This is a genomic window from Mesorhizobium sp. CO1-1-8, from assembly GCF_020164875.1.
Lineage (GTDB): Bacteria > Pseudomonadota > Alphaproteobacteria > Rhizobiales > Rhizobiaceae > Mesorhizobium.
In genome coordinates, this window is sequence record NZ_JAIUGZ010000001.1 from 444141 (window position 1) to 459704 (window position 15564).

Below are 15564 nucleotides of genomic sequence, written 5' to 3' on the forward strand. Positions count from 1 at the left end.
TCGTGATCGCAACCGGATATCGGGGCTGATGACACCGTTTCGGTTTGTCCTGGCGGCAGTTTTGATTTTTACGGTCCCCGCCCTAGGGGCCGATCGCACAATCTATCTTACCTTCGACGATGGGCCGCTGAACGGCACAAGCAACATCCTCGATGTGCTGGAAGCCGAGCAGGTTCCCGCAACCCTGTTCATGGTCGGCATGCACGCACAGGCTAGCGCCGCCAACAGAGCGCTCGTCAAGCGCGCCAAGCAGCTTCCCCTGGTGACGCTCGGCAACCACAGCTACAGCCATGCCTACAATCACTACCGGCATTTCTACGGCGACACCGAGGGTGTCGTCGCCGACATGGTGCGGGCAAACGCGGTGCTCGGGTTGAAGCCCGTGGTGCATGCGAGGCTGCCGGGGCGCGACGTGTTCAGGCTGCCCTCCATGTCGAAAAACGACACTTCGCTTGGCCTCGCCCAGGAGGGGCATGAAGAGCCCGACTACGAATTTGTCGCGGCCTCAGGCTTCTATCTCTACGGCTGGGATCATGAATGGGTGCACAAGGACAACGGCGAGCCGGTGCAGAGCGTCGACCATCTGGTCAGCGAGATCGATCACCTGTTCGGCTACGGCCGCTTCGTCAAGCCCGGCAAGCTGATCCTGCTGATGCATGACGAGATGTTCCAGGACGGTTTCGACGGCAAGACGAAGCTGACCGATTTGATCACCGCGCTGAAATTGCGCAATTACACGTTCGGGGCAATCCAAGGCTACGACGACTGAGCCGATGATCGGCGCGCGCCTACCCTCCCACATTGGCCCGCAACACGGCCAGCACCTGCGCGAACTCCGCCAGCCTATCGTCGGACAATCCCACCCGCAGCCGCTTGTCGAAGGAAAGCGCGGCCTTGCGTAGTGTCTCGAACATCGCTTCTCCGGCCTCGGTCAATTCGACCAGATGAACGCGGCGGTTGACGGGATCACGGCGGCGCGTCAGCAGGCCCTGCGCCTCCATCGCGTTGAGATGGTGGGTCAACGTCGCGCCCTGGATGCCGATCATGCCGGCGAGTTCACGCTGATTGGCAAGCTTGCTCGACTTGACCGACAGCAGAGTGAGCCAGACCGGCAGCGTGCCGCCAGCCTCGACCAGGGCAGCGTCGAAGGCTTGGGCAACCAGCTTGGCGGTTCGTCCGAGATTCATGCCGACTGGCGGACGTTCGAAGGGTGTCATTGCCAGAACACTAGACGGTGTCATGCACGGATGGAACTGGCCCGACTCATATATTGACATCTAACCGTTCGACATCTAATTATCCAGGAATGCGGGCTAAAGAGGAAATCCGGTCATGCAATATGTCTACATCGTCGTTATCGGTCTTCATGTCATGGCAGGCGTATTCTGGGCGGGCACGACCATCGCGGTCGGCCGTGACCCGGACATCCGGGCGGAACGGTTCTTCCGGCCGCAAATGGGCGCTGCCGGTCTGGTTTTCCTGACCGGCATACTGCTCTGGTATTTCTTTCACGAGGGCGTTTTCGGCTCGATGGAGAAGGTGCTGGCGCTGGGCATCGTGACCGCCCTGATCGCCGCGGGCGTGCAAGGCGCGCTGGTGGGCTCAGCCAGCAGGCAACTTGCCGGTGCTGATGCGGCAACGGAAAGCCAGTTGCGCGCGAAGATGACAAGAGGCGAGCGCATCGCCGGGGGGCTGCTGGTGCTGACCGTGCTGTGCATGGCCACCGCCAGAATGTTTTGAGCGCCGCCACGCAGCACATCCACAGAATCGTACGTTGTCTGGCGACGAGCCTATGACGTGCGGGCGCGCGGCCAGACCGAGGTACACGGGCTCTCGTACGCAGGTCCGACCGCGCGCCATCAGCGCCGCCTATTGCGACAGCAGACTTTCTCAGGTCAGCTTCTTGCGCGCCTGGTCTTCGAGTGCCTTCAGGAAGGCGGCAGGTTCCCATCTCGCATCGAGAGCGCGGTGGAAAAGCGCCTGCTGTGTTTCGGGTGCGAGGCCGCCGAGCGGCGGGTCACGATCCAAATTGGTGGGGAAGGAGTATCCTTCCGCCGAAGACGCTATGGCATTGTCAGCCGCCGCCCTGGTCAGGCTGGCATCGCCCAGCATGCGTAGCAGAACGGGATAGAGAACCGCGCTGATGCGGGTCCGATCCACACTCTCCATGGCGCGACCATAGGCCGACGACACCTGCAACAGATTCGCCATACGCTGGATATCGGCGGATCGGTTGGTACCGGCGGCATGGAACAGAGCCGGATTGAAGAAAGCCGCATCGCCTTTCCTCAGAGGCAGTTGAACGTGATGCTCGGCGAAATAGGCCTGAAACTCGGGGCGGTTCATCGCAAGGTATCCGGGAAGATAGGTCTGCGAATAGGGCAAATAGAGCGTAGGCCCGCTTTCCACCGGCATGTCGCAATGGGCGACCGCGCCTTGCAGCGTCAACACCGGCGAAATCCGATGGACGTGCACCGGATAACGTTCGATGATCGACGCGGTCTGGAAGCCGAGATGATAATCCCGGTGCGCCGACTGCGACGCGCCGCCCGGCCTGACATTGTTCACCTGAGACGTCAGCTGGTAGGCCGGCCCGAGCCATGCTTCCGATATCAGGGCGACAATCTCGTTGCGGTAATAGGCGGCAAAAGTCCCGGGATCACGCAGGCAAAGCTTCTCCAGCGCATTCCAGATCCGGTCGTTGGCGCCGGGCTTGGCAAAATGGTCGCCACCGCCTGCTCCGGCCGCGCGCTCTTCGGCAATGATGGCGTTGAACGCTTCCGTCGCGGCATCGATCGGCGCAACATTCTCGAAGGCGCCACGGAAGACGACCACACCTGGGCCGTCGGTCATCGCCTCGACCCACTCGGCGAGAAGAGCTTTGCGCCTGTCCGGATCACGTGCTGCGGCGCGCACCAAAGCACCGTCGTAGATCAACACGTTTTTCTGGACCTCGGACGCAAATGGATAATCTGCCGGATTTGTCGTTCGCTGCGTGGACGCCGCGAAGTCGTCGATGCTGCACGTATCAGCTGTGAGCCAAACGCGATCGGATCTGAGCTCGGCGGAATTATCGGCCTTCATGGCATCCTCCCTCTGGCTTCGACTGAATGCCGGAAGTATAGCTTTGCCTGACATGAGACATACGGCTGAAACACCTCAAAAACACCTCATAGTTGATCGGGTCGACTGATGTCGCATCCATTTCTGGTGAAGGACATCGCCCTGCAAGCCGGCGTCAGCATCGCCACGGTCGACCGCGTTCTGCATCGGCGCGACGGCGTGCGTCAGCACACAATCCGCCGGATCGAGCAAGCGATCCGCGAACTGGAAACGCAACGCTCCCAACTTGGCTTGTCAGGGCGCAAGTTCATTCTCGATCTCGTCATGGAGGCTCCGCTGCGCTTTACCGAAGTGGTGCGCATGGCGCTGGAAGCCGAGATGCCTGGGCTCCACCCCGCCGTATTCCGTTCGCGCTATCACCTTGCCGAAATGCGCGCGGCGGCCAACACCGTCTCATTGCTTGAGGCGATCGCCCGTCGCGGCAGCAACGGTATATTCCTCAAGGCTCCTGATGTGCCCGAGATAGCGGCTGCGGTGGACCGGCTCGTTCAGTCAGGAGTACCGGTGGTGACGCTGGTTACCGATCTGCCGAACAGCCGCCGGCTGGCCTATGTCGGCGTCGACAACCGTGCCGCCGGCGAGACGGCCGCCTATCTGATCGGCGTATGGCTTGGTGAACGACGCGCCAATGTCCTTGTCACCTTGAGCAGCAACCGGTTCCGGGGCGAGGAGGAGCGCGAGATCGGCTTTCGCCGGGCCCTGCGCGAACACTTTCCCGACCTTGGGATCGTCGACATCAGCGAAGGGCACGGCATCGATCGCGCGACGGGCGAATTGGTCCGCACCGCACTGACCAATCATCCCGACATTGCGGCCGTGTATTCAATCGGCGGTGGAAACGCGTCCATCGTGCAGGCATTCGCCGAATTGAAGCGGCCTTGCCGTGTCTTCATCGGCCATGATCTCGACGTCGACAATCTCGAATTGCTGCGAAACCGACGCATCTCGGCCGTCTTGTATCACGATCTCCGGCAGGATATGCGGACGGCCTGTATCTACATCATGCGGGCACAGGGGGCTTTGCCGAAATCGGTCGCACCGGGTGCGTCCAATGTCCAGATCATCACGCCGTTCAACATGCCGGTCTGAGTGAGCCGCGCATCAGATCCGCAAGCCGAACCTGATGCCGTCATAGATGGCGGCATGGATGTTGCGCGATGCGACCGCGTCGCCGATGCGGAACAGCACGAAACCGCCTTGCGGATTACGGGCCGGAAAGATGTCGCCACCACTCACCAGACGCTCGTAGTCCACCGCGCCGCCATTCTTCGACAGGGGCTTCAGCGAGAGGTAAAGATCATCGAGCGGCAGCGTGCCGTGCTCGACCACCACCTGGTCGACCCTGCGCTCGCCGCGCCAGCCATCGGCGAAATCCGAAGCCAGCTCTGCGATCAGTTGATTGCCCTCGCGCCGCACCGAACGCAGCCGCGTGTTGATGGTGATGGTGACGCCCTTTTCCTGAAAGGCGCGCATGTAGGGCACATGGTTCATGCCGCCCATTTCCGGGGCAAAGAAACGCTCCGGCGATACGAGCTCGAGTTTCGAGCCGGCATTGGCGATCAGTTCGGCGGCGCCCATGCCCTGATGGCCGCCATTGTCGTCATAGAGCAGCACATTTTCGGCCGGCTTGACGCTGCCGGCCATGATGTCCCAGCTGGAGGTGACAAGATTGTCGCCGGCCGTCAGCGGCGGATTCTGCGGCAGGCCGCCGGTCGCGACCACCACCACATCGGGCGACAGCGCCAGGACATCATCTTTTTCCGCCCAGGTGTCGTAGCGGATCTCGACGCCGAGCCGGTCGAGTTCAGCCAGCCGCCAGTCGATGATACCGATCAGTTCCTTGCGGCGCGGGTTCTGCGTCGCCAATCGCACCTGGCCGCCGGCCTGGCTCGATGCTTCAAGCACCATCACCTTGTGGCCGCGCTCAGCCGCGACCCGCGCAACCTCCAGCCCGCCAGCGCCGGCTCCGACGACCACGATTTTCTGCTTCGGTCCTTCGGCCTTGACGATGATATGCGGGATTTCGGCCTCGCGGCCGGTCGCGGCATTGTGGACGCAGAGCGCTTCGCCGCCCTCATAGATGCGGTCGAGACAATAGGTGGCGCCCACGCACGGGCGGATCTCATGCTCGCGCCCCTCCATAACCTTTTTGATGATGTGTGGATCGGCGATATGGGCGCGGGTCATGCCGACCATGTCGAGCTTGCCGGTGGCGATGGCGTGGCGTGCTGTGGCGACGTCGGATATGCGCGCCGCATGGAAGGTCGGGAATTTCGTCGCCGCCCTCACCTCTCCGGCGAAATCGAGATGCGGCGAAGAGCGCATGCCGGCGACCGGGATGACCTTGGTCAGCGCCGCATCGCTCTCGATCGAGCCCCGAATGATGTTGAGGAAATCGACCTTGCCGGAGCCGGCCAGCCGCCTGGCGATCTCGATCCCCTCCGCCTTCGACAGGCCTTTCTCGAAATCTTCGTCGGCGACCATGCGGATGCCGACGACAAATTTGTCCCCGACGGCTGCCCGCACAGCATCAAGCACCATGTTGGTGAAGCGCAGGCGGTTGTCCAGCGAGCCGCCGAACTCGTCGTCGCGATGGTTGGTGGCCGGCGACCAGAAGCCGTCCATCAGATGGCCGTAGGATTCGAACTCGATGCCGTCGAGGCCGGCGGCTTCGCAACGCTGGGCGGCTGAAGCATAGTCGGCCACGATGCGCTCGATGTCCCAGTCCTCGATCGTCTTCGGGAATGCGCGATGCGCCGGCTCACGCACCGGCGAGGCCGAGAGCACCGGCAGCCAGTCGGCCTTGTTCCAGCCGGTACGGCGGCCGAGATGGGTGATCTGGATCATCACCTTGCAGTCATGCTCGTGGCAGGCGTCAGCGAGCTCGGCCAGCCACGGCACGATCCTGTCGTCATAGACATGCAGATTGCCGAAAGCGGCCGGGCTGTCGCGCGAGACGATCGCCGAGCCGGCGGTCATTGTCAGCGCCATGCCGCCCTTGGCCTTCTCTGCATGGTAGAGCCGGTAGCGCTGTTTGGGCATGCCGTCCTCGGAATAGGCCGGCTCATGGCTGGTCGACATGACCCGGTTCTTCAGCGTCAGGTGTTTGAGCTGGTAGGGCTGGAGAAGCGGATCGTTGCTGGTCATCGTCTTCCTGCGGTTTCAAATTGTGCTATGAGCGGCAAAATTCGTTTTCAAGCATGTCGTCCCGCAGGCACTCCGGGTGCATGCGACAAGGATTGGGCCCATGATCGACACCAAAACCCTCACCCAGCTCGGCGCGCACGTCGAGACGCCACGAAGCCCCGAAGCAGCGGTCCTGGAGACTGTACCGTTTTCGCGCGGTGACGGACCGCCGGCGATCGTGCGCTTCACCTGCCCGGAATTCACCTCGCTGTGCCCCGTCACCGGCCAGCCGGACTTCGCCCATATCGTCATCGACTACGCACCCGATGCGGCTCTGGTGGAATCGAAGTCGCTCAAGCTGTTCATGACCTCGTTTCGCAACCATGGCGCCTTCCATGAAGACTGCACCGTCATGATCGGCCGCCGCATCGTGGCGGCAACCAAGCCGCTGTGGTTGCGCATAGGCGGCTATTGGTATCCACGCGGCGGCATTCCGATCGATGTGTTCTGGCAAACCGGCGCTCCGCCCGAAGGCGCCTGGCTGCCCGACACCGGGGTGGCGCCCTATCGCGGGCGGGGTTAGTCTCCCGCTCATTCGCACTGATATTGACTGAGTGCCCATTCGCCGGTCACCGACAGCAGGTCCGATATCTTCCAGTCGCCCTCGACCTTCTTGAATTTCCATTCCAGCCTGTGCGGGTTGCCCGATGTCACGAAGGCGACGATGACCTTGGCCTGGTCGCCGTTGATCGCCTCGAGCGTCTTCAGGCTCTTGTCGATCTCGGCCTTGTCATAATCGGCATTGTCGAGCGCCATGTTGGGGTCGAGGCACTCGCCCTGCCCGGATTTGCGCAAGGCGTCGCTCTTGTCGAGCACGGTTTTGGCCGGATCGATGAAATGGCTGCGCTCGGCCGGATCGATCTCCAGTCCGACCTGATCGTAAAACGGCCGCACCACCGCTGTCGGGGATCCCGGCTGGACGGGTGCTGCCGGCGCTGCCTCGGCTGGCGCCCATCCGACCGGCGGCGTTTTTGGTTCCACCCCGGTTCCGGGCGCATTTGCGGGCGGCGCCCCGCTGTCGCCCGGCGCGGCGTCAGCCGGGGCGCTTGCCGGCGCCGGACCCAACAAACCTTGGGCGTCGGCACCGCTCAGACCCACCGCCAGCAGGCACATGGTCGACAGTGCCAGGAACCGGCGATGGGCCATCGCTTCACTCCGGCGATGGGCCATCGCTTCACTCCGGCGTCTGGCCGGCCATGCATTCCAGCGCGCTGAGCGTCCAGTCGCTGGTCTTGGAGGCGATGTCCGATATCTTCCACTTGCCGTCGAGCTTCTTGAGCGACCAGAGCATTTCACGTTTGGAATCATCACCTTCCGAAAAAAGGCTGAACGTCGCGGTAACCTCTGCGTTGTCGCCATCCAGCTTCTCAGACAGTTTCAGCGTTTTCGAGACGGTCTTCTGATCGAAATCCTGGGCGTCCAGACCAGGATCGAAATCGATGCAGGCAACCTGGTCCGGGTTCCTTTTCGTTGCCTGGTCGTTCAGGTCGAACAGTTTCGTCACCGGCTCGGTGAACCGATCCCGATATTGTTCGTCGGCCTCGAACTTGACTGCCGGCACATAGAAGAACTTCACGGCGTTGGACGCCGGTCCGGCGACGGCGGCCGCCGGCAAGGCTATCGAAAGGGCGGCAGCGAGCACTGTCAGTCTCATGCAGAATCTCCGGCTTTTGATGGCTTGAGCCTATCAATACCACGTATCCTGCATCTCGGCTTTTTTGCGGCTCATGAAGTCCTGCGGCGCCTTGTTTCAGCCGTCCAGCCAGACGTTCTGAAGGTCCATCTCGAATGTCTGATGGACACCATAGTTCTTCACCCGCTTGTTCTGGTGGCTGTAGAGCTTCTGCCAGAACGGCTGAATAATGACGCCCGAATCCTGCAGGATCTGCTCGACATCCTCCATGACCTCCTTGCGCTTGGCCACGTCGATCAGCGATAGAGCCTGCTTGAGCTTGGCGTCGAAATCGGGGTTGGAATATGCCGATTCGTTCCAGGCCTCGCCGGTGCGATAGCCGAGCGCCAGCACCTGGACGCCAAGCGGGCGCATGTACCAGATCGTCATCGAATAGGGATATTTCGTCCAGTCGTTCCAGAAGGTCGAACCCGGCAGCACCGTGCGCTTCACCTTGATCCCGGCATCGCGCAACTGGCCGGCAATGGCGTCGCCGGTATTCTTCTGCCAATCGTCCTCGATGGTGATCAACTCATGCTCGAAGTCAGCCTGTCCGGCTTCCGCCATCAGCTTCTTGGCGCCGGCGGCGTCGCGTGTCTTCTTGGGCAGCGGGTAGTATTCCGGATGGATGGGGGCAACGTGGTGGTTCTCGCCAGGGGTGCCTCGCCCGGCATACCCAAGTTGGAGAACCGCATTGTTGTCGACGGCCATTTGCAGGGCGTTGCGCACCCGCTTGTCGTCGTAGGGCTTGTGGGTGATGTTGGTGCGGGCAACCAGCGTCGTCGCCGTCGCCACCTCCGATTTCACCAGATCCATCTTGTCGAGAATGTCGATGAAATCGGCGGGCGACTCGAAATTGAGGTCGATCTCACCGGATTCGAACGCGTTCACGGTGGCGTTGAAATCGGTGCCGTAGTCGATGAACTCGACGCTGTCGAGCGGCGCCTCACCACCCCACCATTTGCCATTCTCACGACGCTTGACGACCGCCTTCTGGCCGACATCGTAGGAGACAAGTTCGAACGGGCCCGTGCCGATCGGTTTCTTGATCGGATCGGCACCGTCGGCATCGAAGCTGCGATGGACGACGAGCGCCGGATAGTCGGTGAAATTCGGGATCAGTGAAATGTCGGGTTCGCTTAGCTTCAGCTTGACAGTGTTGTCGTCGACCTTGGTGATCGCGCCATCCCTGGCCTTGCCGGTCTTTGCGTCGATCAGCGCGCCGACCCGGGCGGCCATGGAATTGCCGGCGACATTCTTCTCGCACCAGCGCGTCAGATTGTGAGCGACGTCATCGGCGTTGAAGGCATCTCCATTGTTCCATGTGATGCCCTTGCGCACATGCAGCACGTATTCGGTGGCGTCGTCATTGATATCCCAGCTTTCGAGAAGGACCGGCTCGAAGGTGAACTGCCTGGTGTAGCGGACAAGCGGCTCCAGCCAGCAGCGCGAAATGTTCGCCAGTTCCACCCAGTCGTAGGTGCGCGGATCCTTCTGTCCCTTCACCGACATCGAGACGCGCAGCGTTCCGCCTTTCTTCGGCTCTTCGGCCAAGGCCCGATCCGGCACGGCAAGGCCGATCATGCCATAGGCAAGCGCCGTCGATGCGCCGAAGGCGCTTGCCAGCGCCAGGAACTCGCGCCGGTCGACACGACCCGCGCGTGCTTCGACCGCCATTGCCTCGATAGCGCTCGGCACGCGATCGCCACTGCTTCTGAAGAATGCCATTTTTTCCTCCCGTCTGGTTCCCTTTGATCTTGGGTCTTCGTCTCAACTGACGCTGTCCGGCAGCTTCTCCTCGCGCCGCGCGATGAAATCCATCAGGCCATCGGCGATGCCTTCGTCGAGCTTCGGCTCCTCGTAATCCGCCAGCATGTTGCGCGCCTTCTCGCGGCCGCGCGTGTCGTGGTCCTTCGCCCCTTCTGCCTTCCACTGTTCGAACGAATTGAAGTCCATGATCGAGGGCATGAAGAAGGCGGACTCGAAATGTTCCAGCGTATGCTGGGTGCCGAGGAAATGGCCCTGCGGCCCGACCTCGCGGATGGCCGCCATGGCTTCCTTGAAATCGTCGAACGGCAGACCGCCGGCATATTTGTACCAGCCGATGAGCTGTTCGCAGTCGGTGGCGAATTTCGAATAGCCGCAGGTCAGGCCGGCCTCGAGCCATCCGGCGGAGTGCCAGATGTAGTTGGCGCCGGCGAGGATGGCGGCATGCATCAGCATGTTCGCCTCGTAACCCGCCTGGGCGTCGTTGAGCTTCGATCCGACATGGAAGCCGGACGTGCGCCACGGCAGCCGGTATTTGCGCGCCAGCGCTCCCATCAGATACATCATCTGCGCCGCCTCGGGCGTGCCGCCCATCGGAGCGCCGGTCTTCATGTCCACGGTGACCATGAACTGTCCGTAGATCTGCGGCGAACCCGGGCGCAGCAGCTGCGTGAAGGCGACGCCCGCCAGCGCTTCCGCATTGACCTGCGCGACTGCCCCGACGGCCGACGCCGAAGTCGAGGCGCCGCACAGTGCGAAGGGTGCGAGGATCAGCGGCTGGTTGCTTCGCGCATAGACCTTCATCGCGTCCAGCATGGTGGCGTCCCACACCAGCGGCGAATTGCAGTTGGTGATCGATACCAGGACCGGATTGTCGCGGACATAATCCTCGCCGAACACGATGCCTGCCATCGCCATCGTGTCTTCCGCCCGCTCCTTGGACGTGACGATGCCCATGAACGGCTTGTCGGAATGCTTAAGCGCGGAATGGATGATGTGGAGGTGACGCTTCGGCACCGCGATTTCCATCGGCTCGCAAATGACCGAACTCGATGAATGCAGCGCCGGCGCCATGTAGGCGAGCTTATGGAAATTGTTGAGGTCGGCCAGCGTGCCGTAGCGCCTGTTGTTGTCGAGATCGCGAACATAAGGCGCGCCATACATCGGCACGAAGATGGTATTGTTGCCGCCCACCCGCACCGTACGCTGCGGATTCCTCGCATTGAGCGTGAACTCCGACGGGACCTTCGATACCAGTTCCATCAGGAGGGCCCGGTCGATCCGCACACGAGTTTCCGAGACATCCGCACCCGCCGCCTTCCACAGTGCGATAGCCTCGTCGTCGCGGAACTCGCATCCCACCTCTTCGAGGATCAAGAGCGACTCCTCGTGGATCAGCTCGACCGCCTCATCGGGAACCATCTGGTAGACGGGGATCTGGCGGACCAGGGTCGGGAACGAGGTTACGGGAGCTCCGCGCAGGGCCTTGCGCCCCAGGCGGCCGCCACTGCGGCGGTTGGCATGTTCGGTCACTTCAGGGGCCGGTGCGTTCATGGCAACTCCACTCCACTCTAGAGGGAGCCTAGCGCGACAAAATGGTGATGTGACGCTGGAAAATCCTGATCTCTTGTATAAGCTCAGCTTATGCGAAGCCTGCGCCACCTCTTGCCCTCGGCCGGCAGCCTGATCGTCTTCGAGGCGGCCGGGCGCCTGTCGAGCTTCACCGCCGCCGGGCGAGAGCTCGGTATGACGCAGGCCGCCGTCTCCTATGCAGTGCGAGGGCTGGAAGAACAGCTTGGCGCCAAGCTGTTCCAGCGCCGCCACCGCCAGGTCATCCTGACCGAGGCCGGCGAGCGCTTCCACGCCGACGTTTCGCTCGGCCTTTCGCATATCCGCAAGTCGGCTGAGGATCTGCGCCTGCAGGCAAGCGGCGGCCATGTGACGCTGGCCGCGTCGACGGCCTTCGGTTCGTTCTGGATGATGCCGCGCCTGCAGCAGTTCCGCGACGAACTGCCGGGCATCGACCTGCGTATCCAGACCGCCGACCGCGACCTCGACATCATCGCGGAAGGCATTCCGCTCGGCGTGCGCGGCGGCGCGCCGCGGGACTGGCCGGACTATCACTCATTGCCGCTGGCGGACGAGGAGATATTTCCCGTCGCCGGCACCAGCTACGCGGCAAAGTTCGGCCTGCCCAAATCCGCTGCCGAACTGGCCACGCACCGCCTCATCCATCTGGAAGAGCCGTATCGCGAGGCGGCCAGTTGGGACGAATGGTTCCAGTCGGCCGGCGCCAATTTCAGCGATACCGCGCGCGGCCTGCGCATCAACGACTATGGCCTGGTGATCCAGGGCGTCATGGAAGGCCAAGGCATCGCTCTCGGCTGGCGGCATCTCGCCGAGCGGCTGCTGGCATCTGGCCTGCTGGTGCCGGTGACGGATCATGTGCTGAAGACCGGCAAGGCGTTCTATGTCGTCTGGCCGAAGAACCGGGAACTCAGCGACAACGCCCGCAAGGTGCGCGACTGGTTGGCCGCGCAAGCATAGTTCGTTTTCCACTGATCCACAATTTCTGCCCCTCCCGCACGACCCGAATCCGCCTATAGTGCTCCCATGCCCATCCGCCAGCTTTCCGAAACGATGATCAACCAGATCGCCGCCGGCGAAGTCATCGAGCGTCCGGCGAGCGTGGTCAAGGAACTGGTCGAGAATGCGCTCGATGCCGGTGCTTCGCGCGTCGAGATCGTCACAGCCGGCGGCGGGCTGAACCTGATCCGCGTCACCGATGACGGCTCCGGCATTCCCGAACGGGAGATGGCGCTGGCGATCGCACGTCATTGCACCTCCAAGCTCACCGAGGATATCAACGACATCCGCTCACTCGGCTTCCGCGGCGAAGCGTTGCCGTCGATCGGCTCGGTGTCGCGACTTTCGATCCGCTCGCGCACGGCAGCAAGTGACAGCGCGGCCGAGATCGGCATCGAGGGTGGCCGCGTCCTGCCTGTCAGGCCGGCGGCGGCCAATCGCGGCACCACGGTCGAGGTGCGCGACCTGTTCTTCGCAACGCCGGCCCGATTAAAGTTCATGAAGGGCGAGCGCGCCGAAAGCTCGGCCACCAGCGATGTGGTCAAGCGCATCGCCATCGCCTTCCCCGCCGTGCGCTTCACGCTGGCCGGCTCGGACCGCTCGACGCTGGAATTGCCGGCAGCGGGTGGCAGCGCGGAAGGCAGCCTGCGCCGTGTCGCCCAGGTGATGGGCACCGACTTTCCCGACAATTCGATTGCCCTCGACGCGATGCGCGAAGGCGTGCATCTGACCGGCCACGTGTCGATCCCGTCCTTCACCCGCGCCAACGCGCTGCAGCAATATGCCTATGTGAACGGCCGTCCGGTGCGCGACAAACTGATCGCCGGCGCCATACGCGGTGCCTATGCCGACGTCCTGCCGCGCGACCGGCATGCGGTGACGGTGCTGTTCCTGACGCTCGACCCGGCCATCGTCGACGTCAATGTCCATCCAGCCAAGGCCGATGTGCGCTTCCGCGATCCCGGCCTTGTGCGCGGACTGATCGTCGGGGGGATCCGACAGGCACTGACCGATGCCGGCGTCCGCGCCGCCACCACGGGGGCCGCCGGCATGATGGCGGCGTTCCGGCCAGGGGCCGCATCCTACGGCCACGGCGGACCGGCAAACGGCCACCGCAGCTACGACGCGGCCTACCGCGCGTCGGGTCCGTCCGGCTTCGATCCCGCCCGGTCGTCGCAGCGGCCGCTCGATACGGGTTTCGAGGGTGCGGGCTTCGAGCAGCGCGGCTTGCGTGAAAACCAGCAAGCGGCTTTCGATGCCGGTCCGCTTGCCAGCGCCGATGCACGCCCAGGGCAGGATGAAGCGGCCGAGACCCTGCTCGGCGCGGTTCTGGGGGCAGCGCGCGCCCAGGTGCATGAGAACTACATCGTCGCCCAGACCAGGGATTCGCTCATCATCGTCGACCAGCATGCGGCGCATGAACGGCTGGTCTACGAGGCGCTGAAGAATGCGCTGCACTCGCGCCCGGTGCCCTCGCAGATGCTGCTTCTGCCCGAGATCATCGACCTGCCGGAGGAGGATGCCGAGCGGCTTGCGCTGCATTCGGAAACTCTGGCCCGCTTCGGTCTCGGCATCGAGCGCTTCGGCCCCGGCGCCGTCGCGGTGCGCGAGACGCCGTCGATGCTCGGCGAAACCAATGTCCAGCAATTGGTGCGCGACCTCACCGACGAGATCGCCGACAACGATACGGTCGACACGCTGAAGGAGCGGCTGGACAGAATAGCCGCGACCATGGCGTGCCACGGCTCTGTGCGCTCCGGCCGCCTGCTCAAGGCCGAGGAGATGAACGCGCTGCTGCGACAGATGGAGGCGACGCCCGGTTCGGGCACCTGCAACCACGGTCGTCCGACCTACATCGAACTCAAGCTGGCGGATATCGAGCGGCTTTTCGGGCGGCGATAGCTGCGCACGGATTGCTCGCCTATCGCTTCCCGCTCGAGGCCAGCAGGTCCCAGGCCGGCCGACAATGTGGTCACCCGCGATTTTCGCCTCGCGGCCTGAGCAGCGCGATCGCAGCCGCCGCCAGCAGGAGGATCGCCCCGGCGATTTCAGCCCAGCCGACCGCCTCGCCGAAGAGCCAGGCTCCTGCCGCTAAAGCGACAATCGGCGAAACGAAGGCGTAGAGCCCGGCACGCACCGTACCCCAGTCACGCATCAACACGAGATAGAGCGTATAGGCGACGATCGTGCCAAACAGCGACAGGAACAGCAGACTGCCGATGGCGGCCGGCGTGAGCAGCGCCTCGAGTGTCTCATCCGAGATCGGCTCCAGCACAAGCGACAGCGCAAGCAGTGCCACACCGCCGATCGCAGCCTGGACCATTGTCAGCGCCAGCGGTTTGACCGCGCCCACCAGCGGGCGCGAAACCACGCTGCCGACGCAGTAACAGGCGGTCGCAACGACGATCGCGGCGAGTCCGATGCCGCTCGAACCGCTTCCCGCGCCAAGCCGCGTCCAGAATAGCCCAACCAGCCCGATGCTGCCGATAGCGAGCGCGCAAGCGTGGCGCCAGGTCGGTCGCTCCTCGCCGGTGAGTGCGGCAATCGCGAACAGCAGGATCGGGATCAGCGCCAGGTTGACCAGCCCCGACAATCCCGAGGGCACGTGCTGCATTCCCCAGAAAAGCAGTCCGTAGGTGCCGGTGTTGACCAGCAATGCCGAGACCACCGTCCGCCCCGTTCGCCCGTGGGCGAATGCCGCGCCGGCTCCACGCACCGCTGTTGCCAGAAGCGCGGTGGTCAGCAAATAGCGCGCCGCGGCCAGCAGGAGCGGAGGCACGTCATTAAGACCGAGCTTGATCGCCGCCCAGGTCAGCCCCCAGATCAGCGACATCACCGCGAAGAAGGCGAGGTTGCGAACCACCAGATTCGCCGCTCAGCGCAGTCCCTGACGATCGACAAGTATCCGGTGGATGTCGATCCGCTCCGGCAGTTCGATCAGGAACTCGGCATCGCGGTCCAGATGATGGACTTTGGTCGGTTCGCCTTTGGTAAAGGCGGTCATCGCTTGCATGTCGGCCCAATACGAGATGGTTGTGAACCACGTCTCGTCACCTCGGTCTTCGCGCAGCAATTGGACGCCAAGCGCCGTCTTCTCGAGGGGCGGAATACCCTCGGCACGCAGGTATGGCTCATAGGCGTCGGCGATGTCGCGGCGGGTGCGACCGCGCCAGATGCGCGCGATGGTCGGTTTGGTCGGCATGAGGTTCTCCTTCAGTCAAGCGGCCAGC

At 63.2% G+C, this 15564-nt stretch carries 15 protein-coding genes; 6 read left to right on the forward strand and 9 right to left on the reverse strand.

The genetic code is table 11. The features are described 5' to 3' along the window. The first annotated feature begins 61 nt into the window (after positions 1-61). Positions 62-769: a polysaccharide deacetylase family protein gene (locus LB558_RS02235; RefSeq protein ID WP_224696009.1), complete on the forward strand. Its 708-nt coding sequence runs from the start codon at positions 62-64 to the stop codon at positions 767-769. 19 nt (positions 770-788) lie between these two features. Here LB558_RS02235 and LB558_RS02240 read toward each other — a convergent pair whose 3' ends face one another. Continuing rightward, positions 789-1217 (reverse strand): MarR family winged helix-turn-helix transcriptional regulator, encoded by a 429-nt coding sequence (locus LB558_RS02240; RefSeq protein ID WP_224696010.1) that lies wholly within the window; start codon positions 1215-1217, stop codon positions 789-791. Between the two features lie 115 nt (positions 1218-1332). Here LB558_RS02240 and LB558_RS02245 point away from each other — a divergent pair, with 115 nt between their 5' ends. After that, a complete protein-coding gene (locus tag LB558_RS02245; protein WP_127258021.1) occupies positions 1333-1740 on the forward strand; it encodes a hypothetical protein in 408 nt (135 codons plus the stop codon). A 150-nt stretch (positions 1741-1890) separates the two neighbouring features. Here the strand turns inward: LB558_RS02245 and LB558_RS02250 are convergent, their stop codons facing one another. Continuing rightward, a complete protein-coding gene (locus tag LB558_RS02250) occupies positions 1891-3084 on the reverse strand; it encodes a phytanoyl-CoA dioxygenase family protein (RefSeq protein ID WP_224696011.1) in 1194 nt (397 codons plus the stop codon). Positions 3085-3192: 108 nt separating this feature from the next. Between LB558_RS02250 and LB558_RS02255 the strand changes: the two genes are divergently transcribed. Continuing rightward, the gene (locus tag LB558_RS02255) at positions 3193-4212 is read left to right on the forward strand and encodes a LacI family DNA-binding transcriptional regulator (RefSeq protein WP_224696012.1); all 1020 of its coding nucleotides are present in this window, start codon (positions 3193-3195) and stop codon (positions 4210-4212) included. Positions 4213-4224: 12 nt separating this feature from the next. Here LB558_RS02255 and LB558_RS02260 read toward each other — a convergent pair whose 3' ends face one another. Next, a complete protein-coding gene (locus LB558_RS02260) occupies positions 4225-6270 on the reverse strand; it encodes an NADH:flavin oxidoreductase (protein ID WP_224696013.1) in 2046 nt (681 codons plus the stop codon). Between the two features lie 100 nt (positions 6271-6370). Between LB558_RS02260 and queF the strand changes: the two genes are divergently transcribed. Next, positions 6371-6832, forward strand: a complete 462-nt coding sequence (gene queF / locus LB558_RS02265; RefSeq protein WP_027042220.1) for a preQ(1) synthase — start codon at positions 6371-6373, stop codon at positions 6830-6832. Between the two features lie 8 nt (positions 6833-6840). Here the strand turns inward: queF and LB558_RS02270 are convergent, their stop codons facing one another. From LB558_RS02270 to LB558_RS02285, 4 genes are all read right to left on the reverse strand, one after another. Next, entirely contained in the window at positions 6841-7455 is a 615-nt protein-coding gene (locus LB558_RS02270) for a hypothetical protein (protein ID WP_224696014.1), read from the reverse strand. 28 nt (positions 7456-7483) lie between these two features. Continuing rightward, positions 7484-7963 (reverse strand): DUF3828 domain-containing protein, encoded by a 480-nt coding sequence (locus LB558_RS02275; RefSeq protein ID WP_224696015.1) that lies wholly within the window; start codon positions 7961-7963, stop codon positions 7484-7486. Positions 7964-8059: 96 nt separating this feature from the next. Beyond that, complete coding sequence (locus tag LB558_RS02280; protein ID WP_224696016.1) at positions 8060-9709, reverse strand: ABC transporter substrate-binding protein; 1650 nt, start codon at positions 9707-9709, stop codon at positions 8060-8062. Between the two features lie 42 nt (positions 9710-9751). Continuing rightward, positions 9752-11302, reverse strand: a complete 1551-nt coding sequence (locus tag LB558_RS02285; protein WP_224696017.1) for a trimethylamine methyltransferase family protein — start codon at positions 11300-11302, stop codon at positions 9752-9754. A 90-nt stretch (positions 11303-11392) separates the two neighbouring features. Here LB558_RS02285 and LB558_RS02290 point away from each other — a divergent pair, with 90 nt between their 5' ends. Beyond that, a complete protein-coding gene (locus LB558_RS02290; protein ID WP_224696018.1) occupies positions 11393-12295 on the forward strand; it encodes a LysR substrate-binding domain-containing protein in 903 nt (300 codons plus the stop codon). Between the two features lie 66 nt (positions 12296-12361). After that, positions 12362-14236 carry a DNA mismatch repair endonuclease MutL gene (gene mutL, locus LB558_RS02295; protein ID WP_224696019.1) on the forward strand — a complete coding sequence of 625 codons (1875 nt, stop codon included), beginning with the start codon at positions 12362-12364 and terminating at the stop codon, positions 14234-14236. Between the two features lie 70 nt (positions 14237-14306). Here mutL and LB558_RS02300 read toward each other — a convergent pair whose 3' ends face one another. Together LB558_RS02300 and LB558_RS02305 are read right to left on the reverse strand one after the other, a co-directional pair. Then, a complete protein-coding gene (locus tag LB558_RS02300) occupies positions 14307-15197 on the reverse strand; it encodes a DMT family transporter (protein WP_224696020.1) in 891 nt (296 codons plus the stop codon). Positions 15198-15209: 12 nt separating this feature from the next. After that, positions 15210-15536, reverse strand: a complete 327-nt coding sequence (locus LB558_RS02305; protein ID WP_127258004.1) for an antibiotic biosynthesis monooxygenase family protein — start codon at positions 15534-15536, stop codon at positions 15210-15212. Positions 15537-15564 lie beyond the last annotated feature (28 nt).